The organism is Rhizobium zaerense (assembly GCF_051810725.1).
In the GTDB taxonomy this organism is placed as follows: domain Bacteria; phylum Pseudomonadota; class Alphaproteobacteria; order Rhizobiales; family Rhizobiaceae; genus Rhizobium; species Rhizobium leguminosarum_I.
The window spans coordinates 354,505-379,900 of sequence record NZ_JBPWQY020000002.1; the positions used below are offsets into that span (position 1 = coordinate 354,505).

The window sequence follows — 25,396 nt, forward strand, 5'->3', positions numbered from 1 at the left end:
CAATGGCCTACAAGTCGGCGAGGGCCAACGGGCGGAATTTCATGACCAGCTTGGAACCATCGAAGAGATCGATTTCTTCGGCCGCATCTCCAAACTGAACGATACGCGGGAAGTGCAATTCGGCTAACTGCGGTGTTGTCGTTATCAAACCATTTGGCTCGTGCAAGACGACTTCACAAGTTGCAAAACCACCAAGGCCTGAAGCCAAAGGTCGCGAATTGTTGTTGTAATCCCACGGACTCCCTTCAACTCGGAAGACGGTGCCAACAATTTTCATCGCGACAAGATGCATCGGCCCCAATCCGAAATCTCATTCAACCACCATCGGAATATCACGAATGCTCGTAATCGCAGCATATCCAGGTCCGACATAAACCTGAATTTCTTAGCAAGGTGCGATCCACACACCGGTTACGCTTTTTATGAAGTACCGACAACACAGCGTCTCCCATCGCAGACCAAGCCGCCGCGCGACCGGCGTCGCCCCGATCCCCTTGAGCACATCTTCGACGCCGAGATTGTTCCGCTTCTCAAGGCCGCGCCCGGCATCCGAGCAGTCGCCGTTTACAACGAGATGCTGCGGCCTCATCCAGAGTTGTCAGAAGGTGTTCGCCGTACGATTGAGCGTCGTATTCGATCATGGCGGGCTGTTCACGGTCAGGAGCAGGAAGTGATCTTCCGTCAGATGCACGAACCCGGTCGGTTAGGACTGTCGGATTTTACCGACATGGGCAGCCTCGGCGTGACGATCGCCGGCCAATCGCTCGATCATCTGCTTTATTACTTCCGGCTGGTCTGGTCGGGCTTCGAGCATGCCCATGTCGTCCTGGGTGGAGAGAGCTTCGTCGCTCTGGCCGAGGGGTTGCAGAACGCCCTGCGGTCGGTTCGGCCGCCTTCCGCAACCTCGATGCCGACGCCAAGGTCGATCTGACGCAGCGCTACGACGAACTGTGCGCTCATTGCCGCATGACACCGACGCGCAACAACAAGGGCGTCGCGCACGAGAACGGCTCGATCGAAAGTTTCCACGGCCATCTCAAGAATGCGATCCGCGATGCTCTGCTGATGCGCGGAACCAGGGACTTTGGCGACCTCGGATCCTATCGCGCCTTCATCGATGAGATCGTCAGCCGTCGCAATGCCGCACATGGCAAGCGCATCGATGCCAAGCGCACGCATCTGCAAGCTCTTGCCGATCGTCGCACCACCGACTTCGAAGAGGTCATCGTCACCGTATCGAGCACCGGCGGCTTCGCGTTGCGCAAGCTCTTCTACACCGTGCCTTCCCGCCTGATCGGCCACCGGCTGCGGGTGTGTCTGTTCGACGATCGCCTCGACGTCTTCATCGGCGGCACGCATCTGCTGACACTACCCCGAGGCCGCCCCCATGCGAGTGGCAAGCACGATCAAGTCGTCAACTATCGTCACGTCATTCATTCCTATTGAGCGAGTCCTTCAAGAAGCTTACTGGACGATCAATCGTAACAGCTGTTCGGTTCCCATGTTTTCTCCCCACCCCAATCGGTGATCGTCTTTCCATGGAGACTTTTGTGGTTGCCGTCCGTGGCCCAAGAAGTTTTAAAAACTGCGCCGGAGTTAGAACAGCATCCCGTTGAAGCGCGACCCGTGAGTTTCTGCACCCATCTTCCTTCAAGAGTTGCAGCGGTGGAAGAAGCTGTTCAACGATGTCAGCGCGGCGCATCGCATATCTTTTCTAGAATCCTTAGAGCGGATGCGGTCCTTCGGATCCTCGACGCGTCGAAATCCGCGTCGTTCTCTAGAGCTGTCACCTCGGCCACAGTCAAACCAGTGGTTTCTGCGACGTCGTCCAGCGAATAGCCGCGAGCCAGGCGAGCTTCTGCAAGCAGAGCGCCAACGGACGGGGCAGCTGGGGATTTCGCAATCTTCGAGACCATGTTCATGTCGTTTAGGGCTCCTTTTGGCGGCCGGAAAACGTGCATCCGTTTTCTAGTTCCACCGCTGCCGACCGCGTCCGGCAACGGACAGTTTCTTCGATCTCCGCGGGCGCTCTTTCTATCAGTTTGTGCAGCGGAGTACAGGTCTGACGCGACCAGGGCGGAAGCGGACGAGAGGTAACCCAAGCTCACAGCTGCGGCGCACACTCACGAAGGCCCACAAGCAGCTTCCGATCTGGCAGGAGCGTTCGCCCCGGAAGGGGGCTCGTGGGAAGTGGTGTACTGATCATTTCCAAGCGGCGAGCGATGGACAAACATTCGAGAATTGCCTCGGCGTGATACGCTCATGGCCGGCAGGTTTGGCCAGAGCGTGTGCGAAACCTGCCGGGCGCTGTTGATCGGCCGTCGTCTTGAAGAGATCGCCGAAGAACGGCGCATCGGGATCAAGCGCGGCCTGAGCTCAGGGGTCGTTCATAGTCTTGGCACCTTGGAGATTGTGGATCTTCCAGCGCCACACAGGATGCGAGCAAACTCCGCGTCCTGCGTGGCGTCGACGCCGCCCACGACGACCTTGCTCATATCCTTGCCGGTCTTTTGAAACGGCTGATCATACCGTAGTGCCTTGCGGCCCACGGATTTGGGCGTGCGCAGTCAAGCATGGGTTGAGAACGGCGCAGCTGATGACGCCTTCGTCTGCTGACCGGGCCGCGACCTCGCCCGCAGACGCCGCCCGAGGATGGACTTGTATCGTGCCGTTTCGACCAGCGAGCGTTTGCCGTACCCGTTAGAGATCTGCCATTTCATCCGGCCGCCAAGATATGAAGCGCGATATATATAGTAACATATATTACAACGTATTCCCCAACTTACGCGTTTTCGAAGCGGAAAGTAAGAGCTGACAAATTTGAAGAGATATACTTTAACATATATCACACACATCTGTTGCGTTGTTCGTCGTTTTCATGATGAGTTACGATAGTGCAACAGGAAAAGTCTTTCCGATGAATCCTGAAATCTTGCCGGCGACGTCATCGTCGGGAGGCTTGCACAAGGAGCACGACGACATGGATCACCAAAAGACATCAGCCAAGCGTCTTGGCTATTCGCATCTGCGGCTGGCAACCATCGACGGCGTGTCGCTGCCTGGTCTACAATTGTCACTCGACCGGAAGGAGGGCTCTGCGTCGCCGAAGAAGACCTTTTTCCAACAATTGCTCCTCGATTTTGCTGTCGGTTGCGAGCTATTTTATCCGCTCCAGCTATATGAACATTCCGCAACGAGGGAGGGGCGACAAAGGCGCTGAACCGTTAAGCGAGAGTTACGATATATGATGAAAAAGATTCGGACCGGCCGCCATGTTCCTCATTTGAAATCCACGTCTATCGGGTTTCCATATTCCAGGTTGGAAGCGCCGGCTCGGTGGCCAACGCTTGCAAACTCCAACAACAGGTCGGCGAGCGGATGGAGGATATCATGAACGACCTTGATGCGACGCAAGCAAAGGACGGCCCGGGCACACAGGCTTCAACAGGTGTGAACCAGCACGGCAGGAACATCGGAAGATGGTAAGAAAGTCTATCGGGAACCCGACCGTTAAACGGTACCCGTAAGGCGCAGTTCAAATCTTGCGGCCGGTATCAAATACGCTGACAACGCGCGGTCGCCTACCAAAATCAACGAAATTTGACGCGCAGGGTTCGCCCATCAAATTTACTGCAGAAAGGATCCGTTCTCCGTGTCATTTTGTTCTTCGAAACGCATTCGCATCGCCGCACTTGCAGCGACTGCCATCGTGCTGGGCACCCAGATCGCAATTGCGCAAGAACCGTCTATAGGGTCTCAGTGGCTGAACTCGCCGACATCTCGAGTGGAAGCGCTTGCGGTCCTTCAGACCTTGAATGCCAATCTCCTGAGTAACGCCAGTGCTACGTTGACCCTTGATCGCTGGTGCGCCGCGCACAAGCTTGCACCGGAAGGTTCCAAGATTGTAGCGCAGCGTGTGGGCGGGCAAGACAAGCCGGCCGATGAGCACATCCGTGAACTTCTGACCGTCGGACCCGGTGAGCTGATCGCTTATCGCCGCGTCCGCCTGGTCTGCGGCGACCGCGTCTTGTCGGAAGCCGACAATTGGTATGTACCCGCAAAATTAACTTCAGAGGTGAATCAGACGTTGAAGACCAGCGACATCGCGTTTGGCAGCGCCGTTCAGGCTCTTAATTTCACTCGCACAAACCTGTCTGCCAAGTTGCTCTGGTCCCCTCTATCCGAAGGCTGGGACATGGAGGGCTTAATAGCGCATCAAACAAGTTCCCTTAGCCTGCCGCCGTTCCTGCTCGAACATCGTGCTGTACTGAAACTTCAGGACGGCACGCCGTTTAGCGCCTTGGTCGAAAGCTACACGGACAAAGTACTAGACTTTCCAGTTCCGCGCCTGCTTTCTCAATAGCGCTTCGGTAACTCGGTATACTTGCTGAACTGGGCGGGATAAAAATCGACAGCCACTGCATGCGACAAAGGCGCACTGGCTTGCGGAAGCGTGCCGGTCGGGCGATCGACTTGTCGATTCGTTTGATCACGGCGACCACGCACGATAGCCTGAGTGTAACCTGACCCCAAGCCATCGCAGATTGTCGCTTGCCAGTCCCCTCGGCAAGCCTCTACCCTTTTTGGCATTCACCAGGGGGGTCCCGGCAAGGGGCTGAGATACTGCTATCGCGCGCAGTGACCCGTTGAACCTGATCCAGTTCATAGTGGCGTAGGGACGGTGCAAGCGCTCGAAGGCAGTGGATTCACGCGTGGAATCCGTGCCGGCGTCTTTTCATCATTCCGGCTGAGGACTGGGTCTCCAATCGAAACTTGGAGCCTCAAACCATGAGTATCGCCGCCGCCCCAACCGTCACCACCGGCCCCTTGCCGGCATCCAGGAAGATCTACATTCGGGGGGACATCCATCCCGACATTTGCGTGCCGATGCGCGAAATCAGCCTGCATCCGACATCGGCCCAGCCGCCCGTTGTCGTCTACGACTCGTCCGGACCCTATACGATCGAGGGCGCCGAGATCCGTATCGAACAGGGGCTGCCGTCACTGCGACGTGACTGGGTTCTCGCCCGCGGCGACGTCGACGCCTATAGGGGCCGCCATGTCCGTCCCGAAGACAACGGCTTTGCCAGCGGCGAAAGGCTGACGCCCGAATTCCCCGCGCTGCGCCAGCCGCTGCGCGCAAAGGATGGCAGTGCCGTCACCCAGCTCTCCTATGCGCGCGCCGGCATCATCACGCCCGAGATGGAATTCATCGCCGTTCGCGAGAACCTCGGCCGCAAGGCGCAGGCGGACGCCATGATCCGCGACGGCGAGAGCTTCGGCGCCCATATTCCGGACCATGTGACGGCGGAATTCGTCCGGCAGGAAGTGGCGGCGGGACGCGCGATCATCCCCGCCAACATCAACCATCCGGAAGCCGAACCGATGATCATCGGTCGCAATTTTCTGGTGAAGATCAACGCCAATATCGGCAACTCCGCCGTCACCTCATCGATGGCGGAGGAGGTTGAGAAGATGGCCTGGGCGGCCCGCTGGGGCGCCGATACCGTCATGGATCTCTCCACCGGCCGCAACATCCACAACATCCGCGAATGGATCATCCGCAATTCGCCGGTGCCGATCAGTACCGTGCCGCTCTATCAGGCGCTGGAGAAGGTCGAGGGCATTGCCGAGAACCTGACCTGGGAGGTGTATCGCGACACGCTGATCGAACAGGCCGAACAGGGCGTCGACTATTTCACCATCCATGCCGGTGTGCGGCTTCACAACATCCCGCTCACCGTCAACCGTGTAACGGGCATCGTATCGCGCGGCGGTTCGATCATGGCGAAGTGGTGTCTCCATCACCATCGAGAAAGCTTTCTCTACGAGCATTTCGAGGAGATCTGCGACATCTGCCGCGCCTATGACGTCTCCTTTTCGCTCGGCGATGGCCTGCGCCCCGGCTCGATCGCCGACGCGAATGATGCGGCGCAGTTCGCCGAACTGGAAACACTGGGAGAGCTGACCAAGATCGCCTGGGCGAAAGACTGCCAAGTGATGATCGAAGGCCCCGGCCATGTGCCGATGCACAAGATAAAGGAGAACATGGACAAGCAGCTCGAAGTCTGCGGCGAGGCGCCTTTCTACACGCTCGGGCCGCTGACGACCGATATCGCGCCGGGCTACGATCACATCACCTCTGGGATAGGCGCAGCCATGATCGGCTGGTTCGGCACCGCGATGCTCTGCTACGTCACGCCCAAGGAGCATCTGGGGCTTCCCGACCGCAACGACGTGAAGGTAGGCGTCATCACCTACAAGATCGCGGCTCACGCCGCAGATGTCGCCAAGGGGCATCCGGCGGCACAGCTGCGCGACGACGCGCTCTCCCGCGCCCGTTTCGAATTCCGCTGGGAAGATCAGTTCAACCTCTCGCTGGACCCAGAAACCGCCCGCAGCTTCCACGACAAGACGCTGCCGAAGGAAGCCCATAAGGTGGCCCATTTCTGCTCCATGTGCGGCCCGAAATTCAGCTCCATGCGGATTTCGCACGATATCCGCGCCGAAGCGCAGAAGGAGGGTCTGGATGCGATGGCAGCGCGTTATCGCGAGGGCGGCGACTTCTATATGCCGGTAGAAGCCCTGCAACATTCGGGCGAATGAGATGCGTGTGCTTGTCAAAGGGGCCGGCGTTGCCGGCCTGACGGTGGCGTATGAACTGCGCGCTCGAGATGCCGAGGTTACCGTGCTCGATCCATATGGCGGTTTCAGGCGTGCTGCTTCGTGGCTCGCGGGCGGAATGTTGGCGCCCTGGTGCGAGCGGGAGAGTGCTGATGACGCGGTACTCATGCGCGGTCTCACCGCCGCCGACAAATGGGAGGCAATGGTGCCGGGAGAGGTGCGACGCAACGGAACGCTCGTGGTCGCCTCGGCTCGCGATCTTGGTGAACTGCGACGCTTTGCCTGCCGCACGACGGGTTATGAATGGCTGGAAGAGCCGGCGATTGCGGCGCTGGAACCCTCTCTTGGCGGGCGGTTCCGGCACGGGCTGTTCTTTCGCCGCGAAGCCCATCTCGATCCCCGGCGAGTGTTGTGTCTGCTGCGCACCAAGCTGACGGTTCAGGGGGTCACCTTCGTGGGCGAGAGCCCACACGAGAGCTTCGACAGTGTCGTCGATTGCACGGGCGCAGCGCGCATGGGCGAGGCAAAGGAGTTACGCGGCGTCCGCGGCGAAATGCTTTACCTTAGAAGCTTTGACGTGGATCTCTCCCGGCCGGTCCGCCTGCTCCATCCGCGTTTCCCCGTCTACATCGTCCCGCGTGGAGACGGTGTGTTCATGGTCGGCGCGACAATGATCGAGACGGAATTCGGCGGGCCAATTGTCGCCCGTTCACTGATGGAACTGCTCAACGCTGCATACACGCTATTTCCGGCCTTTGCCGATGCAACCATAATCGAAACGGGTGTCGGAATTCGCCCAGCCTTTCCGGACAATCTTCCACGTGCAAGCCATCAGGGAACGGTGATCTCGCTCAACGGCCTCTACCGCCACGGCTTTCTGCTCGCGCCATCCATGGCGGCCGAGGCGGCTGAACTTGTCTTCAACCAACATACCACGGGAGGAATGCCCCATGAAATTGATCGTTAACGGCGAGGCCCAGGATGTCGCGGCTGAGACGCTGTCGGAGCTTTTAGTCCTGATGGAATACGAAGGTGACTGGCTGGCGACAGCCGTAAACGGTGAGCTGGTCCATCGCGAAGACCGGTTCGATCGTTCGCTCAACGACAATGACAGGATCGAAATCCTGTCGCCGATGCAGGGAGGCTGGCGGATGCTGACGCTTTACGGCGCCGAAATAAACTCCCGTCTGCTGCTCGGCACAGCGCGTTACCCCTCTCCTGCCGTCCTCTCCGAGGCCGTCAGGCAATCGGCGACGGAAATCGTCACCGTCTCGCTTCGTCGTGAAACGTCTGGCGGCCGCAGTGGGGGCGCCTTCTTCGAGATGATCCGCGCGCTCGGCGTTCGTATGCTCCCCAACACTGCAGGTTGCCACACAGTCGCCGAAGCGGTCCTGACCGCAAAGATGGCACGCGAGCTGTTCGCCACCGACTGGATCAAGCTCGAGGTCATCGGCAACCATGATACGCTACAGCCGGATGTCTTCGGTCTCGTCGAGGCGGCTCGCATTCTCGTCAGCGAAGGTTTTGAAGTCTTCCCGTACACGACGGACGATCTGGTCGTGGCCGAACGACTGCTGGAGGCCGGCTGCAAGGTGCTCATGCCTTGGTGCGCACCGATCGGCAGTGCCGCCGGGCCGCTCAATCCGACAGCGCTCAGAGCAATGCGGGCGCATTTCCCTGGCGTGTCGCTGATCGTCGATGCCGGCATTGGCCGGCCGTCGCATGCAACTGCGGTCATGGAGCTCGGTTTCGATGCGGTTCTGCTCAACACCGCCGTTGCCGGCGCAGGCGATCCCGCGGCGATGGCAGCCGCCTTTGCCGCGGCAACCGCCGCCGGCAATCAAGCCTTCACCGCCGGCCTGATGGAGCCGCGCGACATTGCGGTACCCTCGACGCCGGTGATCGGAAAGGCGGTGTTCACATGAAGCTCGATCCGTTCTACCTGATCATCGACAGCGCCGATTGGATTGCCCGGCTGGTACCCCTTGGCGTCAAGCTGGTGCAGTTGCGCATCAAGGATCGTCCGGAGATTGAACTGTGCGCCGAGATTCGTCGCGCAGTAGCAGTCTGCGCTAAGCACAAATGTCAGTTGGTCATTAACGACCATTGGCGACTTGCGATTGAGGAAGGTTGCGACTGCGTCCATCTCGGCCAGGAGGATCTTGCGATAGCGGACCTCGACGCGATCCGAGCGAGTGGCCTGAAACTCGGCCTCTCAACGCACGACGAAAGCGAGCTGAAGACCGCACTGGCAGCAAGGCATGATTGCATCGCACTCGGTCCGGTCTACACGACGATCCTCAAGCAGATGAAATGGGCACCGCAAGGTCTGCCGCGGCTAAGAGAATGGAAATCGCGCATCGGCGACCTGCCTCTGGTCACCATCGGAGGCGCCCTTGCTCACGGGGCGGATAGCGTCGCGGTCGTGACCGACGTGATGCGGCATGAAAATCCGGAACTGAGAACAAAGCAATGGATCATCGCCACAGCGCAGGCGGGAACCCGCAATCTCAGTAAGTCATCAGGAAACCCGGGTTATCGATTTTAGAATCTACGGGTCGTCAAGGTAGTGGCGCCATCAAAAATGGAAGTTCAAACCACGTGGAACCGAAAGCGTACCGGTCTTCACAGGATTCGAACCACCGACACCTAGGTAGAAGGACCTAAGTGCCTGAAAGACCAAAGCTAAGCAGGGGAGCAATCCGCCCAGTAGAACTTCAGTAAGCATCCGGTGAGTACCGCATCTCGCCGTGCAGGCTCAGAGGTATGACCGGAATTCCGCGACAGCTCTTGCTGCCGGCGGCTTCCGCCTTGGCGATCATTGCTTCCGCCTCGGCTGTGATGGGCCGGGCACGCTCCTCCTCCAAGGCCGCAAGTGCGCTGGTGAGGTCGTCAGGAAGCTTTTCAGCCGCATCGTTCATGGGCCATTGGAATCATATTCAACCCCGCCATTCCAGTGTTTTTGCTTATCCGGCCGAGGTCGGCCGCCAGGTTTTTTGCCGATCCCTTCTAGCAAATAAATGAGCTGCGCCGGCGTGATCACCACCGAGCCTGCCGACGGCCATATTAAGCCCTCCGCGTTCTAGCTTTTTGTGAACAGGCAGGCTCCCTGGCCGTCATACCCATATGACCTTAATCAGGTCACTCCACGACCGCGGAAGACGAACAGATGGCCGCACATCGGATCGCTTCAGCGTCTCTTACCTTCGGCGAGAGACCCAGAAATCCCTTGCGCATGTCTGTGTGGCCGTTTGTCAACCAGACCTTCACCCCACTCGGAACCGGGATCATCGCCGACCCAGCACACAATCGAGAATGCGCCAAGCGCCTCCGTGTCGATGTCGCTGTCCACGCGCACACGGCGACCGCGGCCCAGCTCAATCGTCATATCTCTACGCTTCCGGCGGGTCTGCGATCAGGCCGGGGCTTCCTGACATCGATTCCAGCAGCGCTGGCAACCTCCGAGATAACCGCATCCGACTCAAAGCAGGACGCGACAAGTCGTTCCTTATCCTCGCGTGACCAGCGGCGGCGTTGACTAGCATGATATGTACGCCAGTGCTCATTCTGGGTCCTCGCTGGTCTGATAGGCAAAGTGGTCGTCGAGGTCCTCTTCGATCAACCCTTGCATAAAAATGTTGTCCAGCCAACTGGCGAGACTAAGGGCGTTCGATCCGTCAGTTACGGCCCGAGCAACCAGCTGCGCCGTCGTGTGATCGCCACTTGCGATTATACCGCCGAGGGAGATCGGAGCGACATTGTCGCCTACCGTATAATGAACGTTGCGTGAGCGGAGGTGAAAGTGAGGCTTTCCGGCTTCGTACTTCAAGTCCCTGCGGAAGCGGATCAGCTGGTTGGGAAGTGGACTCTCGTGCATGTGGTCGTCGATGATGCGCTGGATGCTCTCCCGAAACTCGTCTACCGTTTTAAAGAGCCGCTTTGCCACAATGCGGTAGCCGAGAGGCCAACGTTCGCTTCCCGGTACCGGCGTCACCAGCCTTATCTCTCCTCGCGGCATATTCACGAGGAAACCGGAAACGCAGGCGATTGTCGTATGGTTGCTATCCGATCCCGCGACTGCGTCGTTGCTGTTTTCTCCTGTTAGTTTCTGCTCGCGAGCCCGCCCTGCCAGTGCTTTCGGGATCCCCGCCTCCTTTCCCTGCAGGATAAGCTCGACGCCCATCAGGTCCTCAGGCGAAAATGCTGCATGAATCTGATCAAGTTGGTCCCTGTTCAGAACGGAGAAACGGTTCGGCACGCAACGATAGCGCTTAAACAGTTCGAGAACGCGCCTGGTGAGTGGCTGATCTTTGAGTGGAGCGGCAGTCGTCGTTTGTGGCAGCGCGCTCGTGATCTGATAGTAGTCCTGGAGAAAGCGGTCGTAGTCCGGGTTATCCATTGGCTCTGTCGCAAAGTAGCAGAAGCCGGTGCGGGCTGCTGGGCCAAACATCTCACTCGCGACGCCGACCACGCCGCGCCAAAGCGCGGCGTGATCTTTGCTATATTCATAATGTCCGTTGAAAGGACCCGCCGACACGCCGCAAAACCAACATTTCCCAGTGCAGCCGTCGCTCAGTTCGAAAGCAAGGGCGGGGTGCGTGATCGACTTTGGGGACATTCCCAATTCGCTGTCACAGCGGAGGATTTGGCGCTTGCGCCATGTCTGAAAACGAGGGACGACCATCGCCATTTTGCTCTCTTCGCACAGCATGTCCCGATGGTCGATCAATTCTTGCTGATACTCAAGCCACGCTGCCGCCACCGGCCACGCAACGCGCTCCGGCTCTTCGCGGTACTTGGCGTAGCTCTCGTGCCAGAGCGGCAGTATATCCACTGGATCGAGGTCGATACCGTAGCGCTCGGCAATAGAACGGGAGTTGTCGACGTTCTCCAAAAGCGCGGGCAAGAATGCCTTGTCGCCGACCAGGCGTTCCATGAAACGCTTGACATGCGAAAGCGTGCGAAGCTGTCCGGATGTGCGTCGACCAAAGATGTTCCGGTAGTAATCGGTAGCTATTCCAGACATTATAGGCCCTCCTACAGGTTTCAGATTAGGCCGCGCGCCGCACCCCGAAGCGGGCCGCGCCGCGCGGCCACAGCCCTCCTTAGCGCTAGAGTGTTACGGTGACGGCAACGACTACAACTACTTCAACGGCGACGTTCGTGATTACGGTGTTGCCTCTCACGTGATGCTGGCCAATGATTTCTCCTTCGACAAATGCATCCGCGGATGCTGTGTAGTTCTTGGCGTCATCGATTGTGAAATCGTAACCATGCTTTCTGGCGCATGCCACCAGCGATGCGAGGCCCGTAGTATTTGTTTTCACATCTTCGCGGAGGGCATTGTCTGCCATCAAAGCCTTGGCGAATTTTGACACTTCAACTTCTCGATAGTTGGGAAGTGCGGTCATTGGTCTTACCTTTCTGAGCGACCGTCGGTTATCCGGTCGTTGATCACCGGCGGCTTCCGTCGGCGATCCTTAGTTCGCAAGAATTGTGCCAAGCCGCGATCTGGATCGAGGAATGAAGATGTGGCTTGAATTTCAAAGGGTAAGCATGGATTGGGCTGACGCCACACCAATTCAGAAAATGTCGTGGAGGCGACAATGTCATTCACGTTGAGTGATGCATCTGACATCGGCGTTGTTCGAGGGACTGGATTGGGAACCCGTTCATGCGAAGGCTGGTTAGTGGCCGCGACCAATTGAGTCAGCATCATCCAGCCTCTCGTTCCGAGTTCGTTCCATGGGGGCAGTTCCTTGTACATATGAGACAAATTTACGCCGGGATTCGATGGCGATGAACCCAAGGCCTCGCAGTGCGGATATTCATTGTAAGCTGACGAATCATTACGCGACTTGCAGACGAATGTGTAAGCGACAAGCCGGGGCCGTTCAGGCGGCGCCGTCGCCATCGTGGCTAGTGCCCGAATCCTTCCACAGCATTCGTCGCTGAATGGACAGCGATCTGCCCTCACCGCGTTACGCGGATCTTCGACAGCGACCGCAACGGTCCGGTCGCCCGCTCTTAACCTTTGGCTTCCAACTCCACAGGCTGCAGAACGTGTCCGATCCTCGCTCGCACAACAGCCTGTGCGGACTTGATCAGAGCGACTCGGCACGCGGCGAACCATCGAGGCGGTAGGCCAGTCCGATGCTGCGTGGATATGCCACCCGTCGTCTAAATGCTCTGTCTCCTCCTTTGTTCATCAGTTCATGCATGTGCTTTCGTCATCAAAGTCGGAAAGGAAAAATCATGACCAAAGAGCTTGAAAACGAACATAAGAGTAGACCCACTTCCTCAGCGTGACGCTCTCCAATTGGGGTGGGCCGGCACTGATGGCGTCGGATGATCAAGACCGCGCCAACCTTTTCCTCAAGCGCCCTTATGCGCTACGACACTGCCGAAGGCGTGATCCCGTGGTTTTTACGCTTTGACTGTCGATCACGCCCGCAGACGGGGAGGCTTCCCGGCCTTCCAGTTCACGCGTCGCCATTACAAGACGATGATTGATCCGACCCCACAGCCCTGTCGCTCGCCATTCGTAGAAGTATGACTGCACAGTTGTAAAAGGCGGAAAATCCCTGGGCAGCATCCGCCATTGGCACCCAGTCGCGGCGATGTAAAGCAACGCATTTACGACCTCGCGAAGATCGGTACTGCGCGGCCTGCCCAGCCGCCTCGGTTCAGGCAGGCAAGGCGAGATCAATCCCCATTCCCGGTCCGTCAGATCGCTTGCATACCGCATTGCCCGTCGGGCATATTGCCGACGGGTGAAATCAGTCCAGCCCATTGTGGTCTCCGTTCGTCCTAAGCAAACAAACAGAATCACAACGGCCTGGTTTCACTCAACTCTTTTTCGGTCAGGCTCTAAGACACCTGATGATAGACAACGGAGGCCGCCAAAAATGACTACTGTTTTGCGAGACAAGTTCGAAATGCTGTCGAACATGACGCCCTCGCTCATAGACGGCGAGTATGTGTTCTGCTCGATACCTAATGATGGGAGCAAAGTTCACGATCTGAATCCGATTGCGACATTCCAAGAAAGGGAAGGCTTGGCAGTGGTCCTTGAGAAAGGAGAAGCCCACGAAGCGGGGTTCGAAACTTCGCTTGCGATGCGCCAGATCACCCTCAACGTGAATTCTGCGCTCGACGGCGTCGGCCTTACGGCGGGCGTCGCTGCCTGTCTCGCAGACGCTGGCATTCCGTGCAACATGGTGGCAGCATATCACCACGATCACATTTTTGTGCCGACGGGCTTAGCTGACCGAGCATTGCATCTGCTGGCAGCATTGCAAGCCGAGTCTGCACGGGCGACGCGCAAATATTGACGAACAGTTAGTCCCCGCACATAACCGGCGAGGCAGCAATAATTTCGCGGGCAAGGGGCAGCACGAGCAGACCGGGGCGTTCCTCGCCGAGAAGGCCCGAAGACCGACGCTATGTGCGCGATCATTGTTTTCGCTAAAAGCTGTGCGCACTCGCCTGACACCGACAGCACATCGAAGTTGTTATAGGGAGGACGCCAGTAGATAACATCGGCCTGGTTCGGGCAATCCACGATCTTTGGAATACGGGTGATTTAAAGCTGTGCGATCAAATGTACGCTTCGGATTGTCGCACATTGGCCGGCGAGTGCGCATGAACTGACAAGGGGGGCATCAGAGGCTACGCCATGTCTATGCCTACCACGATCTCACAGCCAGTTGCTCGCGGCGCCTCAGCCGATGATATACGGCCCATCGCAATCACCATTGCCTTCGCCACATGATGATCCTAGTTTCGCGCCGCGACGCTCCGGCGCCTTAGACCGCATGTTCGTGGGGAGAAAGTGGCCCGCCCCCGCGGTAAGCTGATTTCGGGGGTTGCTCTGGATAGGCCGGAGCCTTGCCCCAAGCTTAGCGAGGGCGAACCATGACAGACGATAGCGTAATTTTCATTGGCTTGGATACGTCGAAGTGAAAGATTTCGGTGGCCATTGCCGACGGATCCCGCAACGGCGAAGTGCGGTTTTTGGGCGACATCTCCTCGGAGCCGACCTGGGTGGCCTCAATGGTCAACAAGCTTTCCAAGCGCGGTTCCAAGCTTCACTTCTGCTATGAGGCTGGTCCCACGGGTTTCGTAAGGACGTATTTGGCCCTCTCCCGTGATTGCAGAGTTCGTGCGATGTCTTATCGTCGCCGAGCCGCCCAATTCCCTCGAGATGACGTTCCTCGCGCCAAAGAAGAGGGGCACCTCGAAGCGACGGAACGATGACCTAGAAAAGCCAGAGGACCGTTAGCGCTGCGCAAGGAACATGTTCTCGTGGGGCTAGGGAACTCATACGCTCAGCGTAATTCTCAAAGATGCCAGTCGCAACTCTCCATGCGTTGAAACGAGGTGGCGACATGCCGGCACGTTTGTCAATGCCTTCTCGGAAACGACGCTCGGCCGCCATGAGTTCGTCGTCTCCACTCACCACTCACCACTATGGGAAAGAGGTGCTGCTTTTTGCGCGTTCAGCCCAAAAACCAGACCGTCAATGAAAATTCCTGCTCTTCACCTTCAACGTATCGATATGAAGATCAGGCACGAACAAGTCGCGCGCGGCGTTAACCGGCTTCGGCTGATCCCGCGGATCGGGCCCTCCGCCTCTGGCAAACTCGTCGCCTCGGCCGGGCGGCAGCTTGAACTCCTCATCGCGATCGGCAAGGCCGGTCAGATCGCCTGACAGATCGAACAGTTGCTGGGCGACAAGATGCACCACCTCCCCTTCCCGCTGAATCCGGCCATTGATGGCCATCATCGAAGAACCTAAAACGACCCGCCGGCGTTTTTCGAACAGCGTTGGCCAGACAACCAGATTGGCCGGCCCGGTCTCGTCTTCGATGGTGATGAACATGACGCCCTTGGCCGATCCTGGCATTTGCCGAACCAGGACAAGACCTGATGTATAGACCCACCGCCCGTCCCTCGAATCCATCGCCTCGGCACAGGTGATGATGTTGCGCACTGATAAATCCTTGCGCAGGAAGGCGATCGGATGCTGCCGCAATGTCAGCCCGGTATGGCTATAGTCCTCGATAACATTGTGCCCGTCCGTCATCTGTCGAAGCGCGACTTCAGGCTCATGCTGCTCGGCGATTGTAGCCATCTCCCGTTCGGCAGCCGCCGCAAACAACGGCAATGGTTCATCGCGCAAGGCCTTGATCGCCCAGAGCGCGTCGCGTCGTTCAAGCTTCAGCGACGGCAGAAAGGCGTCGGCCTTGGCAAGCTGGACGAGCGCCTCCGATGGCACGCCGGATCGTCGCCACATATCGTCAACCGAGGCAAAGGCGTTGTCCATGCGTGCGGCGACGATGCGCGCCGCGTCAGCGACCGCCAATCCTTTCACCTGCCGGAAACCGAGCCGGACAGCATGGCGGCCAGAATCGCCGATCCGCTCCAGCGTACAGTCCCACCGGGACCGATTGATGCAGACCGGCCGCACCTCGACGCCGTGGGCTCTCGCGTCGCCGACAATCTGCGCCGGCGCGTAAAAACCCATTGGCTGCGAATTGATCAGCGCCGCGCAGAAGGCTTCCGGATAATGGCACTTGATGTAGCTCGACGCATAGGCGATCAGCGCGAACGAAGCCGCATGGCTCTCCGGGAAACCATAGGAGCCAAAGCCTTCGAGCTGCGAAAAGGTCTTCTCGGCGAATTCGGCCGTGTAGGCGTTCCTCACCATGCCGGACACCAGCTTGTCCTTGAAACGCGAGACGCCGCCGGTGAACTTGAAGGTCGCCATCGACTTGCGCAGCTGGTCGGCCTCGCCGCCGGTAAAGCCGGCACAAACCATCGCGACCCGCATTGCCGACTCTTGAAACAGCGGCACGCCCAGCGTCTTGCCGAGCACCGCCTCAAGCTCGGGCGTCGGATATTCGACTGCCTCCTTGCCTTCGCGCCTCCGCAGATAGGGATGCACCATGTCTCCCTGGATCGGGCCTGGCCGGACAATGGCGACCTGCACCACGAGGTCATAGAAGGTTCGGGGTTTCAGGCGCGGCAGCATCGCCATCTGGGCGCGGCTTTCGATCTGGAAGGCGCCGAGCGTATCGGCCTTGCGGATCATCGCATAGGTCGCAGGATCCTCCTGCTCGATGTCGAACAGGTCGAGATCGCGGTCCTTGTGTTCGCGGATCAGACCGAAGGCCTTGGCCATGCAGGTCAGCATCCCAAGCGCCAGGATGTCCACCTTCATGAATTTCAGGGCTTCGACGTCGTCCTTGTCCCATTCGATGATCTGACGGTCCTTCATCGTTGCCGGTTCGATCGGCACGAGATCGTCGAGCCGATCATGGGTGAGGACGAACCCGCCGGGATGCTGGCCGAGATGCCGCGGGGCGCCCATCAATTGCTGCGCAAGCTTCAAAGTCAGCACGAGACGCCGGTCGTCGGGATTGAGATTGAGCTCGCGGACATTGCGATCGCAAACCTCCTCCGACCAGGCCCACATGCCGGACGACAGCGCCTTGATCACGTCTTCCGGCAGGCCGAGCGCCTTGCCGACATCGCGGATCGCGCCGCGCGCCCGGTAGCGGGTCACGGTGGCGCAGAGCGCGGCCTTTTCTCTGGAATAGGTGCGATAGATCCACTGGATCACCTCTTCGCGCCGCTCGTGCTCGAAATCAACGTCGATATCCGGCGGCTCGTCGCGCTCCTGGGATACGAAACGCTCGAACAGAAGATCGTTGGTCGAGGGGTCGATACTGGTGATGCCGAGAATGTAGCAGACGGCGCTGTTGGCGGCGGAGCCCCTGCCCTGGCAAAGGATACCTTGAGACCGCGCATAGCGGACGATCGAGAAGACGGTCAGAAAATAGGGCGCGTATTTCATGGTGCGGATGAGGTCGAGCTCGTGCCTCACGACCTTCAACACATCGGGCGGCAGTCCTTCGGGATAGCGATCGGGCACGCATTGCCAGACATAATGCTCCAGCGAAGCCTGGGCATCCTTGCCCGGCACGATCGCCTCCTCCGGATATTGGTAGGTAAGTTCCTCGAGCGAGAAAGTGCAGCGACGGACAATCTCCATGGTTCGCGCCAGGGCTTGCCGGTATCGCGGAAACAGGCGCTCCATTTCTTCCGGCGGCTTCAGATAGCGATCAGCGTGGCGCTCGCGCTCGAAGCCGACTTCGTCGATCGTCGTGCGGGTGCGGATGCAGGTGACGATGTCCTGCAACTGCCGGCGGCCTGGCTCATGGAAGAGGACATCATTGGTGACGACCGTCCGCACCTTGAATCGTGTCGCGAGATTGGAGATCTCATGCAGCCGCAGCTGGTCGTTCTGCCGGCGCCGCAGGCAGAGCGACACATAGGCCCGATCACCAAACAGCTCGGCCATTTTGCGCAGCTGGATCGCGCAGACATCATCCGGCAGATCCGGCACCAGAATGCCGATCATGCCGTCGCTGTATGCGATGACATCATCCCAATGCAGGATGCAGTTGTTCTTGCCGCCGCGTGATTTGCCGAGCGTGATAAGCCGGGTCAGCCGGGAATAGCCAGCCCGGTCGGTCGGGTAGACCAGCACCGACATGCCGTCGGCGAGATCGAGCCGGCAACCGACAACGAGGCGTAAGCCGGTGGCGCGCGATGCTTCAAGCGCCCTGACAATCCCGGCAAGCGAATTGCGATCGACAACGCCGAGGGCTTCGATGCCGAGAGCCTTGGCGGTCTCGAACAGTTCCTGCGCCGAGCTCGCGCCGCGCAGGAAGGAAAAATGGGTCGTGACCTGCAGCTCGGCATAGCTCATGCGAAGATCCCATGGCAGAACCAGCGGTGGCTTCCGGTTTCCGGATCGATGCCATCACCGGAGCGAAACACCCAAAGACGTTCGCCGGCCTCGTCTTCGATGACGAAGTAATCCCGCACCGCCTCCATCTCAGCGTCGCGCTGCCACCACTCGCCAAAAATCCGTTCCGGACCATCGGCGCGCTTGACCTTCCGGCGCTTGCCGCGCCAGGTGATCGAGACCGGCGGCCGGTCCGGCAGCAAGGCGATGGCCTCGATCAGCTCGGGACGGGCGAGCAGCCGGACCGGCCGGCGCCAATGACTGACCCAGGTGACCTCGACCGGATCGGCAGCAGGACTGATGCGCTGGACGGCGCGCTCGGGCACGTCGGAGGCAACGGGTGCCACTCGATACACACGCTGGCCGCGGTTGCCGTAGATATCGATCAGCGGCGTCACGTCCTTCACTTCCTCCTCGACCAGCGAGGAGGATTTCTGGCGCTCCTGCAGCGGCTCGACTATGACCGCAACCAGGGTGAGCTTCTCGATCCCGAAGCCGGGGTCGATCTTTTCCGTCCGGTCGCGAAACAGCTTCGTCAGCCAGACTACATCGCGCACCGGCTTCACCGTGCCGGCGCGGATTGCCTGCCGCGTACCGTCGACCTTTTCGACGATCAGGTCGGCGCGCCGAACACCAAGGCCGCGCCTTTGCAGCTCTTCGATCAGTTGCACCACCAGCCGGCCGACATATTTGTTGATGGTTTCGGCAGCCCCGATCGGTTCGGTAAAGGCGCGGCTCACCTCAATCAGCTCCGCGGTGCGGATCGGATTGATGGGTTCGGAGACGCGGCCCAACATCTGGTCCAGCCGCCGGCCAATCTCCGGACCGAAACGGAGCGTCAGCGGTGCGCGCGGCGTGTTGGCCAATTCGCCGATCGTCTGGAAGCCGAGCGTGCGCAGATCGCTGACGATTTTCCCGGGAAGGCGCAGCAACGATATCGGCAGCTTCTCGACGGCGCGGACGGTCTCACCTGAAGGCACGATGACCGTTTCGCGGCTGATGGCACGGGCACAGGCGTGGGACGCACCCCAGCTGTCGGCAATGGCGACACGTGAAGTAAGCTTCTTGGCCAGGAACTGATTGACGATCTTCGTCACCATGGCGAGCTCGCCGCCCTGCAGGTGATCGGCACCCTCGGTGTCCATGACGATGCCATCGATCCCATCGACCGCGACGATCGGCGAATAGAGCGTTAGCGCCCAAAGGGTAATGCGTTCGAGTGCTGCGGCATCCATTGCAGGATCCGCATCGACCAGCATCAGGCCGCGGAACAGCGCCTGTGCTTTGGCCGCCGGCATGCCGACATGAGCGCCGGCTTTCCTGGCGGCGGCGTCGGCGGCCGATACCCAGCGTTTCGAGCCACTCCTGGCAATCACGGCGATCGCCTGTTCAGGCGGAATAGACGGATCGGCGCGACGAATGCGATCCGTCGGCAGATCCGGAAGATAGATCGAGACAACCCTTGTCATCGCACGCCCTCACGAGAAACTCAGCACATTCACCCGCTTTCACGCGCATCAATTCCAGCAACCACTGGGCTCTCCCCACACCTGGCACTGGCAATTCCTCCGACGGCATGACGCTCACCCGCCATCGGGTGGTCGACGCCGTCGGCTGCCCAAAGTCATTCGCCTCCGTCTGTCGCCGCCAGCGCCGGACGGCAAGCGCCATCGTGCCGGTGCGCTCCGCCGCCAGCTGCAGCCGGCGCGAGCCGACCATCGGCAGGCGAACGAGTTCACCGACGACGGCGCCGAGCCCGCCAAAGGACAGCCCTTCCTCCATGTTTGCCAGAACGTCTTCCTCCTTGTCGGATTCGACGAAGATCACCCTGTCCGGGTGGAGGCCGACCTGGGCAAGCGCCGGAAAGAACAGATCGGGGCGCGTCAGGCACCAGACGATAGGACCTTTGGTCCGCGCTGCAATCCCCGCCGCACACAGCGCCGCCGCCGCCCCGTCCACTGTACCCGACCCGCCGCCGGCAAATTCGTGCAGGGCGCCATGGGCCAGGCCACCTCCCGGCAGAACCGCATCGATCTCCGGCACGCCGAAGGACAGACAGCCAGCCCTTCTGGCTGACACGCCCTCCAGCGATGCAATGCGCTCGCGCAAATCGGAAATCACCCTGTCACGGGCAGCAGTCATCGTTCACGGCTCCCTTCAAGGTCGTGTTGGCGGCCGACATCATGTCGAACAAATGCAGATGTTCTCTTTCTGTTCCCGCCCACTAAAAGAGTCAAGCAACCGGAGGAATGGGAATATTATCCTGAACATTAGAAATCAGCAGAATACCCATGGGAATCAGCCCGATAGCGGCCGGTGGATTTTTTTACGAGCGTTTTCCAGCGCTAATCCCTTTGTGTGAATTGCGGGGGCAAGTCGGCATCGTCACAGTGTCTTTAAGGTTTTTCTGCTGAACTGTCGGGATGCCAAAGCTTCCGAAATCAAAACCCCTCCTTCGTGACACCGAGGACCCGATCCGTTCCCGGCCGCGGGCCAAGCGAAATCCAGCCCAGCCACAGCTGCTGTTCGATCCCATGCCCGAGCGTGTCGAGCCCGCGCTGGCGCAATTGAAGTCTCATCCGCCAAAGGGAAGCGAGTGGAGCTGGGAGCTGAAATGGGATGGCTATCGCCTTGCCGTTCACGTCGAGCCGCAGGGGATCCGGATCCTCACGCGTGGCGGCCATGACTGGACGCATCGGTTCCCGGCCATAGAGCAGGCGGCCCGAGCGCTTGGGCCGGCGACGATGATCATTGATGGCGAGGCGGTCGTGCTTGACGAAGAGGGGCGGCCGGATTTCGGGCTGCTGCAGCAATCGCTGGGCGCATCCGGCAAACAGGCTGGCAACCGTGCCTCCAACGCCGTCCTCTACGCTTTCGATCTTATCTATCTGGACGGCCACGATCTGCGCGGTGTCGAATACCGTTCGCGCCGACACCTTCTCGAGGACACGTTAAACGTCGCAAACAATGATGAAGCCGGCGCCATTCGGCTATCGGAAACACTCGATGCCGAACCGACTGTCCTGCTGGAGCATGTCTGCCGCCTCGGCCTGGAAGGCATCGTCGGCAAGCACCTCGATCGGCCCTATCGTTCGGGCCGGACCGGGGATTGGGTGAAAGTCAAATGCATCCAGAGCGAGGCGTTCTTCATCGTCGGCTATGAGAGGTCGGCGACCTTCGCTGCTGGCTTCGGCTCGTTGGTGCTCGCCGCGTATCGTGGTGATGAGCTCATCCACGTCGGAAGCGTCGGCACTGGATTCGGGCAAGCCGAGACCATCAGGCTGCGAAAGATGCTGGACACGCTGCGATGGAAGCGAAAGCAGCCGCCCCTGCCCTATTCCGGAAGTGCCGATATTGTCTGGGTGGAACCGACCCTGATTGCTGAGATCGAGTTTCGCGCCTGGACGACAGACGGAAAACTGCGCCATCCATCCTACAAGGGCTTGCGAGAACGGCAGGACAACGCCGACGTCTTCCGGCTCGACTAGCGAAATCAGCGCCATCCGCTAGATTGTCCGCCATTCGAGCTCAAGCGGAGTAGATGGCTCAAAATGTGCAATCTTTATCGCATGGAAGACAAGGATTGGGTCGCCAAATGGGCCCGGGACGCCGAAAGCCTGATCAACCTGATGCCCGCCTACCAGATGAACCCCGATCAGATGGGGCCGATCGTCCGCAACACCGCCGACGGCAAGAAGCAACTGGTCCATGCGCGCTGGGGACTGCCCTCGCCGCGCTTCGCCCTTGAGAAGGCGGCGAAAGTCAAGGCCGAGAAACTTGCGGCCAAGGGCAAGCCGTCAGATCTCGAAGAACTGATCCGCATGGAAGCCGACCGCGGTACTACCAACGTGCGCAAGCTCAGTTTTCCGCACTGGACGCGATGGTTTGGCGTCGGAAACAGATGTCTCGTCCCGGTCACCAGTTTCGCGGAACCGGATCCGGCCAGCCAGGAGGATGGCGGAAACGTCCCCAATGCCTGGTTCGCCCGCGACGCAGCCAAACCGCTTATGTTTTTTGCCGGTCTCCATGTGCCGCAATGGCAGAGCGTCCGAAGGGTCAGGGACGGGCTGACCACCGACGACCTCTATGGCTTCTTGACCACGGATCCCAACGACCTGGTGAAGCCGATCCATGACAAGGCCATGCCCGTCCTGTTGCTGACGAAGGAAGAGACGAACACCTGGATGCGGGCGCCATGGGATGAAGCCAAGGAACTGGCCCGTCCACTACCGAACGACGCCCTGATCATTTCGTCGCGCGAGCCGTACGGATCGATGATCGTTTCCAAATCCGGCGAACCGGTGGAACAGGGCATTCTGCTTTAGCGCCTGAACTCAGAACTTGAATATCTCGGAGAAACGAAAAAGCCTGCCGCGGGAGGAGGTGCGGCAGGCTTTTCCAAAAAATTGAACAACGGCTGGGAGGAGGAGTGCCGCTGTTCCGTCAGGCGCCCTTTGGGAGGAGGAATGGGTCGCCTGAAACACGAAGCTCTGCGGGAGGAGGTGCATTGCTTCGTTGATCTAAAGATACCAGGAGCTGCCCCGACCGCCAGCGCTCAGATCGCAGTGCAGCCGTGCGTATGTTGCAATGCAATATGGATCCTGTGCTCATTTTTCGGCCACATTGGAGACGGAGGCTTCTTTATGCTTGGCTCGAAACCGAGAACTCGATCACCTTGGCGGAGGGCATTTCGCACGGCTTCAGGATCGACCCAGGGCAGGCCAGCCAATCGATAGAGGTTGAAGCTGACGATATCGGTTCCGCTAAGCTCCTCGCCATAATTTGCGGGTCGCTGCTACAGCAAGGCAATCTCCGGCCGCTTCGTATGCGATGCCTTGAAACGGACGCAGTGCTCGACTATCTTCAAGTCATCGGCGTTGCTGGTGAGTGCCCCACGAGAGCGTTCGCGACTGCCGAAGTCGCTTTTTTACTTTTGACCACGGATGTACTGGCACTGGTGTTGAAAGCGATATTGGAAAGGTCGGTGCGGTTTCGCCCCGGCCTTCCTTATTCCCCTTAACGCAGAGCACCCGGCCCGTCGTTTGAGGGCATCCCGGCCATGAGTTCGAAAGCCTTTCCGGTGAAGCGCGAGATCTGCGGTATCAGTTGTCTACCTCCCTCCCTCAGACGGATTTCGGCAAGCTTTTCACGATTCACCGAACAAATGATCCTCGTAGTCGTTAGGCTCCGAAAGGAGTTTTCCGATGTCAAAGATCACAGACGGACTCAATGACCGCCCGAAGGATTCCACCATCGCCCAGAGCGGTCCCGGCCTCCCGGACGATTCCGGTCAACCCATCGAGGCGACCGACCAGGAAGCGGAACGCATCCGCGCGAAGTTCGAAGGCGACGCCCGAAAGAAGGTGAAGGCGGAAATCGACGAGCAGGTCGAGAAGCCCCAGCGCGGCATCGCATGAGTTTGCCGATGCCCGGAGCGTTCACTTCCATCAGCATATTCGCATTCGATGTCGATGATCGCGGGCGGCCGGTCCGGGCATGGACAACGGTCTACGACGGAGGAGAGGCGGAGGCCGTCGAAGAAGCTAAGGCTGCTGCAAGGTCGCACGCGGGCGCACTCGTGGTAAAACGGGAGGGACACCCTGTGGTGGGCGAGGAAGGCGATCCCGTGGTAGTCTTCCAGAGCGGGAAGATCGGCGACTTCGACTGAGCTGGCGCCTTGTCCTGTGGCACCCGGCCATTCGTTGGCGGGTTCCTCGACAGCGGCGCTTCGCCGTTGGCCGGATCAGGATCGAGTTCGAGCGCCTCGCGAAGGCCTCCTACCCGTCTCCCGGATCACCTAGAAGCGCGCCTGGTGCCGTTCACCAGAATGCTGTCAGCGAGTCCGCCAGCTTCAGGCGGAGCTTTCTTTCCAATCTTCCTGGCTCATTTCGTCTTCCTCTTCTTGACGAGTTCGTCCTGAAGCTCGATCCATACGGGCGCGTGGTCACTGGTATGCTCCCAACCGCGAACGTGCTTGTCGACCTCCGCCTTCGTCAGCCGTGTGGCCGCCTCCGAACTTAGGAGAAAGTGGTCGATGCGAAGGCCGGCGTCGCGCACGAACGCGTTTCGGAAGTAGTCCCAGAACGTGTAGATGCGCTCGTCCGGATGCAGATGGCGAAGCGCGTCCGTCCAGCCCTGGTCGATAAGCTTCCTATAGGCCTCCCGGACCTCGACCCGGAAGAGGGCGTCGTTCGTCCAGCGTTCGGGTTTATAGACGTCCAACTCGGTAGGCATGACGTTGTAGTCGCCGACGAGGACGACAGGCACCTCGAGCTCGAGCAGTTCGGCCGCGTAATCGTGGAGACGGCGGAACCAGCGGAGCTTGTAGTCGAACTTCGGGCCTGGATAGGGATTTCCGTTCGGGAGGTACAGGCAGCCGACCACCACGCCATCGACGATCGCTTCGATGTACCGACTGTGCTCGTCCTCCGGCTCGCCAGGCAGCCCCTTTCTGGTGAGGTGCGGCTCCTGCCCCATTGTGAGGATGGCTACGCCGTTCCATGACTTCTGGCCGTGCCAGACTGCCCCATAGCCGGCCGCCTCGATCGCTTTGATCGGGAACTTCTCCTGCGGGGCCTTCAGCTCCTGGAGGCAGACGACGTCCGGCCTGGCTTCATCAAGCCATCTCAACAAGACTTGGAGGCGGCCGTTTACGCCGTTGACGTTGTACGTCGCGAGCTTCACGGCTCAGTGCCGGCTGATTTCCGCCTCGACCTTCTTGCGAGAATTCCCAGCAGTCTTCACGGCTTTCTTGACCGATTCTTTTGTTACGCCTTCCTTCTTCGCCTCGTAGCGAACCTCGTGATCTTGTCCGCCAGCGACCTTCGCGCGATCCTGAGCGCGACCTCGGGGAGTGGATGCCATCTTCATATCTCCTGATGATATCGATCACTGGAAACGGTCGTCGATTCAAGAAGTTCCCGCCAACCTAGGGAGAGGCATTCCCCTCATATT

At 59.4% G+C, this 25,396-nt stretch carries 23 protein-coding genes, 6 pseudogenes and 1 riboswitch; of the genes and pseudogenes, 14 read left to right on the forward strand and 15 right to left on the reverse strand.

From position 1 onward, the window contains the following. Positions 1-7: 7 nt before the first annotated feature. Positions 8-292 (reverse strand): hypothetical protein, encoded by a 285-nt coding sequence (locus ACS4RR_RS26040; RefSeq protein WP_131646161.1) that lies wholly within the window; start codon positions 290-292, stop codon positions 8-10. Between ACS4RR_RS26040 and ACS4RR_RS26045 the strand changes: the two are divergent. Further along, a pseudogene (locus tag ACS4RR_RS26045) lies at positions 287-1,440 on the forward strand (IS21 family transposase); the annotation flags it as partial. The gene ACS4RR_RS26040 and the pseudogene ACS4RR_RS26045 overlap by 6 nt on opposite strands. Before the next feature lie 248 nt (positions 1,441-1,688). Here ACS4RR_RS26045 and ACS4RR_RS26050 read toward each other — a convergent pair. Together ACS4RR_RS26050 and ACS4RR_RS26055 are read right to left on the reverse strand one after the other, a co-directional pair. After that, positions 1,689-1,922, reverse strand: a complete 234-nt coding sequence (locus ACS4RR_RS26050) for a helix-turn-helix domain-containing protein (RefSeq protein ID WP_168283876.1) — start codon at positions 1,920-1,922, stop codon at positions 1,689-1,691. A 569-nt stretch (positions 1,923-2,491) separates the two neighbouring features. Next, positions 2,492-2,726: pseudogene (locus ACS4RR_RS26055) on the reverse strand (hypothetical protein); the annotation flags it as partial. 191 nt (positions 2,727-2,917) lie between these two features. On the opposite strand from ACS4RR_RS26055, the gene ACS4RR_RS26060 reads away from it, so the two are divergent. From ACS4RR_RS26060 to ACS4RR_RS26090, 7 genes and pseudogenes are all read left to right on the forward strand, one after another. Beyond that, positions 2,918-3,220 carry a hypothetical protein gene (locus tag ACS4RR_RS26060; protein WP_017991543.1) on the forward strand — a complete coding sequence of 101 codons (303 nt, stop codon included), beginning with the start codon at positions 2,918-2,920 and terminating at the stop codon, positions 3,218-3,220. Positions 3,221-3,652: 432 nt separating this feature from the next. Then, entirely contained in the window at positions 3,653-4,363 is a 711-nt protein-coding gene (locus tag ACS4RR_RS26065; protein ID WP_456190225.1) for a hypothetical protein, read from the forward strand. Between the two features lie 222 nt (positions 4,364-4,585). Then, a riboswitch (TPP riboswitch) is annotated at positions 4,586-4,697 on the forward strand. A gap of 91 nt (positions 4,698-4,788) precedes the next feature. After that, entirely contained in the window at positions 4,789-6,606 is a 1,818-nt protein-coding gene (gene thiC, locus ACS4RR_RS26070; RefSeq protein WP_456190226.1) for a phosphomethylpyrimidine synthase ThiC, read from the forward strand. A gap of 1 nt (position 6,607) precedes the next feature. Then, complete coding sequence (gene thiO / locus ACS4RR_RS26075; RefSeq protein WP_456190227.1) at positions 6,608-7,591, forward strand: glycine oxidase ThiO; 984 nt, start codon at positions 6,608-6,610, stop codon at positions 7,589-7,591. 52 nt (positions 7,592-7,643) lie between these two features. After that, positions 7,644-7,709: pseudogene (locus ACS4RR_RS26080) on the forward strand (sulfur carrier protein ThiS); the annotation flags it as partial. A 66-nt stretch (positions 7,710-7,775) separates the two neighbouring features. Continuing rightward, positions 7,776-8,549: a thiazole synthase gene (locus ACS4RR_RS26085; RefSeq protein WP_456190369.1), complete on the forward strand. Its 774-nt coding sequence runs from the start codon at positions 7,776-7,778 to the stop codon at positions 8,547-8,549. Continuing rightward, a complete protein-coding gene (locus tag ACS4RR_RS26090; RefSeq protein WP_222336233.1) occupies positions 8,546-9,172 on the forward strand; it encodes a thiamine phosphate synthase in 627 nt (208 codons plus the stop codon). The genes ACS4RR_RS26085 and ACS4RR_RS26090 overlap by 4 nt, the downstream gene beginning before the upstream one ends. Before the next feature lie 169 nt (positions 9,173-9,341). On the opposite strand, the gene ACS4RR_RS26095 is transcribed toward ACS4RR_RS26090, so the two are convergent. The 7 genes and pseudogenes from ACS4RR_RS26095 to ACS4RR_RS26125 form a co-directional block, all read right to left on the reverse strand. Then, the gene (locus ACS4RR_RS26095) at positions 9,342-9,545 is read right to left on the reverse strand and encodes a hypothetical protein (protein WP_017991546.1); all 204 of its coding nucleotides are present in this window, start codon (positions 9,543-9,545) and stop codon (positions 9,342-9,344) included. Continuing rightward, a pseudogene (tnpB, locus tag ACS4RR_RS26100) lies at positions 9,542-9,915 on the reverse strand (IS66 family insertion sequence element accessory protein TnpB). The gene ACS4RR_RS26095 and the pseudogene tnpB overlap by 4 nt, the downstream one beginning before the upstream one ends. Positions 9,916-10,008: 93 nt before the next feature. Beyond that, the gene (locus ACS4RR_RS26105; RefSeq protein ID WP_080635935.1) at positions 10,009-10,218 is read right to left on the reverse strand and encodes a transposase; all 210 of its coding nucleotides are present in this window, start codon (positions 10,216-10,218) and stop codon (positions 10,009-10,011) included. After that, positions 10,187-11,650, reverse strand: a complete 1,464-nt coding sequence (locus ACS4RR_RS26110; protein ID WP_456190228.1) for a radical SAM family RiPP maturation amino acid epimerase — start codon at positions 11,648-11,650, stop codon at positions 10,187-10,189. Before ACS4RR_RS26110 ends, ACS4RR_RS26105 begins: the two co-directional genes overlap by 32 nt. Positions 11,651-11,735: 85 nt before the next feature. Next, a complete protein-coding gene (locus ACS4RR_RS26115; RefSeq protein ID WP_456190229.1) occupies positions 11,736-12,035 on the reverse strand; it encodes a Nif11-like leader peptide family natural product precursor in 300 nt (99 codons plus the stop codon). Positions 12,036-12,040: 5 nt separating this feature from the next. Next, positions 12,041-12,343 carry a hypothetical protein gene (locus ACS4RR_RS26120; RefSeq protein ID WP_456190230.1) on the reverse strand — a complete coding sequence of 101 codons (303 nt, stop codon included), beginning with the start codon at positions 12,341-12,343 and terminating at the stop codon, positions 12,041-12,043. Between the two features lie 693 nt (positions 12,344-13,036). After that, positions 13,037-13,417: pseudogene (locus tag ACS4RR_RS26125) on the reverse strand (IS5 family transposase); the annotation flags it as partial. 115 nt (positions 13,418-13,532) lie between these two features. Between ACS4RR_RS26125 and ACS4RR_RS26130 the strand changes: the two are divergent. Further along, a complete protein-coding gene (locus tag ACS4RR_RS26130) occupies positions 13,533-13,958 on the forward strand; it encodes an ACT domain-containing protein (RefSeq protein ID WP_003551151.1) in 426 nt (141 codons plus the stop codon). A 634-nt stretch (positions 13,959-14,592) separates the two neighbouring features. Further along, positions 14,593-14,799, forward strand: a pseudogene (locus tag ACS4RR_RS26135) (IS110 family transposase); the annotation flags it as partial. A gap of 346 nt (positions 14,800-15,145) precedes the next feature. On the opposite strand, the gene ACS4RR_RS26140 reads toward ACS4RR_RS26135, so the two are convergent. From ACS4RR_RS26140 to ACS4RR_RS26150, 3 genes are read right to left on the reverse strand one after another with little or no spacing between them, the layout of a single operon-like run. Next, positions 15,146-18,403, reverse strand: coding sequence for an error-prone DNA polymerase (locus tag ACS4RR_RS26140; RefSeq protein ID WP_456190231.1), 3,258 nt, complete (start codon positions 18,401-18,403; stop codon positions 15,146-15,148). Then, a complete protein-coding gene (locus ACS4RR_RS26145; protein WP_456190232.1) occupies positions 18,400-19,911 on the reverse strand; it encodes a Y-family DNA polymerase in 1,512 nt (503 codons plus the stop codon). The genes ACS4RR_RS26140 and ACS4RR_RS26145 overlap by 4 nt, the downstream gene beginning before the upstream one ends. Further along, positions 19,832-20,584 carry an ImuA family protein gene (locus ACS4RR_RS26150; protein ID WP_456190233.1) on the reverse strand — a complete coding sequence of 251 codons (753 nt, stop codon included), beginning with the start codon at positions 20,582-20,584 and terminating at the stop codon, positions 19,832-19,834. Before ACS4RR_RS26150 ends, ACS4RR_RS26145 begins: the two co-directional genes overlap by 80 nt. 281 nt (positions 20,585-20,865) lie before the next feature. Here ACS4RR_RS26150 and ligD point away from each other — a divergent pair, with 281 nt between their 5' ends. From ligD to ACS4RR_RS26170, 4 genes are all read left to right on the forward strand, one after another. After that, positions 20,866-21,930, forward strand: coding sequence for a non-homologous end-joining DNA ligase (gene ligD, locus ACS4RR_RS26155; RefSeq protein WP_456190234.1), 1,065 nt, complete (start codon positions 20,866-20,868; stop codon positions 21,928-21,930). A 63-nt stretch (positions 21,931-21,993) separates the two neighbouring features. Then, complete coding sequence (locus ACS4RR_RS26160) at positions 21,994-22,767, forward strand: SOS response-associated peptidase family protein (protein ID WP_456190235.1); 774 nt, start codon at positions 21,994-21,996, stop codon at positions 22,765-22,767. An 879-nt stretch (positions 22,768-23,646) separates the two neighbouring features. After that, positions 23,647-23,859, forward strand: a complete 213-nt coding sequence (locus tag ACS4RR_RS26165; protein WP_456190236.1) for a hypothetical protein — start codon at positions 23,647-23,649, stop codon at positions 23,857-23,859. A gap of 8 nt (positions 23,860-23,867) precedes the next feature. After that, a complete protein-coding gene (locus ACS4RR_RS26170; protein WP_456190237.1) occupies positions 23,868-24,110 on the forward strand; it encodes a hypothetical protein in 243 nt (80 codons plus the stop codon). Between the two features lie 215 nt (positions 24,111-24,325). Here ACS4RR_RS26170 and xth read toward each other — a convergent pair whose 3' ends face one another. Together xth and ACS4RR_RS26180 are read right to left on the reverse strand one after the other, a co-directional pair. Then, positions 24,326-25,126, reverse strand: coding sequence for an exodeoxyribonuclease III (gene xth / locus ACS4RR_RS26175; RefSeq protein WP_456190238.1), 801 nt, complete (start codon positions 25,124-25,126; stop codon positions 24,326-24,328). A gap of 3 nt (positions 25,127-25,129) precedes the next feature. After that, positions 25,130-25,306 (reverse strand): DUF3606 domain-containing protein, encoded by a 177-nt coding sequence (locus ACS4RR_RS26180; RefSeq protein ID WP_456190239.1) that lies wholly within the window; start codon positions 25,304-25,306, stop codon positions 25,130-25,132. Between the last annotated feature and the right edge of the window lie 90 nt (positions 25,307-25,396).

Coding starts and splice junctions, on each gene's coding strand:
- thiO (WP_456190227.1), top strand. CDS start 6,608: ATGCGTGTGCTTGTCAAAGGGGCCGGCGTTGCCGGCCTGACGGTGGCG.
- ACS4RR_RS26095 (WP_017991546.1), bottom strand. CDS start 9,545: ATGAACGATGCGGCTGAAAAGCTTCCTGACGACCTCACCAGCGCACTT.
- ACS4RR_RS26170 (WP_456190237.1), top strand. CDS start 23,868: ATGCCCGGAGCGTTCACTTCCATCAGCATATTCGCATTCGATGTCGAT.
- ACS4RR_RS26060 (WP_017991543.1), top strand. CDS start 2,918: ATGAATCCTGAAATCTTGCCGGCGACGTCATCGTCGGGAGGCTTGCAC.
- ACS4RR_RS26110 (WP_456190228.1), bottom strand. CDS start 11,650: ATGTCTGGAATAGCTACCGATTACTACCGGAACATCTTTGGTCGACGC.
- ACS4RR_RS26160 (WP_456190235.1), top strand. CDS start 21,994: ATGTGCAATCTTTATCGCATGGAAGACAAGGATTGGGTCGCCAAATGG.
- ACS4RR_RS26050 (WP_168283876.1), bottom strand. CDS start 1,922: ATGAACATGGTCTCGAAGATTGCGAAATCCCCAGCTGCCCCGTCCGTT.
- ACS4RR_RS26040 (WP_131646161.1), bottom strand. CDS start 292: ATGCATCTTGTCGCGATGAAAATTGTTGGCACCGTCTTCCGAGTTGAA.
- ACS4RR_RS26090 (WP_222336233.1), top strand. CDS start 8,546: ATGAAGCTCGATCCGTTCTACCTGATCATCGACAGCGCCGATTGGATT.
- ACS4RR_RS26115 (WP_456190229.1), bottom strand. CDS start 12,035: ATGACCGCACTTCCCAACTATCGAGAAGTTGAAGTGTCAAAATTCGCC.
- ACS4RR_RS26085 (WP_456190369.1), top strand. CDS start 7,776: ATGCTGACGCTTTACGGCGCCGAAATAAACTCCCGTCTGCTGCTCGGC.
- ACS4RR_RS26120 (WP_456190230.1), bottom strand. CDS start 12,343: ATGATGCTGACTCAATTGGTCGCGGCCACTAACCAGCCTTCGCATGAA.
- ACS4RR_RS26140 (WP_456190231.1), bottom strand. CDS start 18,403: ATGAGCTATGCCGAGCTGCAGGTCACGACCCATTTTTCCTTCCTGCGC.
- ligD (WP_456190234.1), top strand. CDS start 20,866: ATGCCAAAGCTTCCGAAATCAAAACCCCTCCTTCGTGACACCGAGGAC.
- ACS4RR_RS26145 (WP_456190232.1), bottom strand. CDS start 19,911: ATGACAAGGGTTGTCTCGATCTATCTTCCGGATCTGCCGACGGATCGC.
- ACS4RR_RS26130 (WP_003551151.1), top strand. CDS start 13,533: ATGACTACTGTTTTGCGAGACAAGTTCGAAATGCTGTCGAACATGACG.
- ACS4RR_RS26165 (WP_456190236.1), top strand. CDS start 23,647: ATGTCAAAGATCACAGACGGACTCAATGACCGCCCGAAGGATTCCACC.
- ACS4RR_RS26150 (WP_456190233.1), bottom strand. CDS start 20,584: ATGACTGCTGCCCGTGACAGGGTGATTTCCGATTTGCGCGAGCGCATT.
- ACS4RR_RS26180 (WP_456190239.1), bottom strand. CDS start 25,306: ATGGCATCCACTCCCCGAGGTCGCGCTCAGGATCGCGCGAAGGTCGCT.
- thiC (WP_456190226.1), top strand. CDS start 4,789: ATGAGTATCGCCGCCGCCCCAACCGTCACCACCGGCCCCTTGCCGGCA.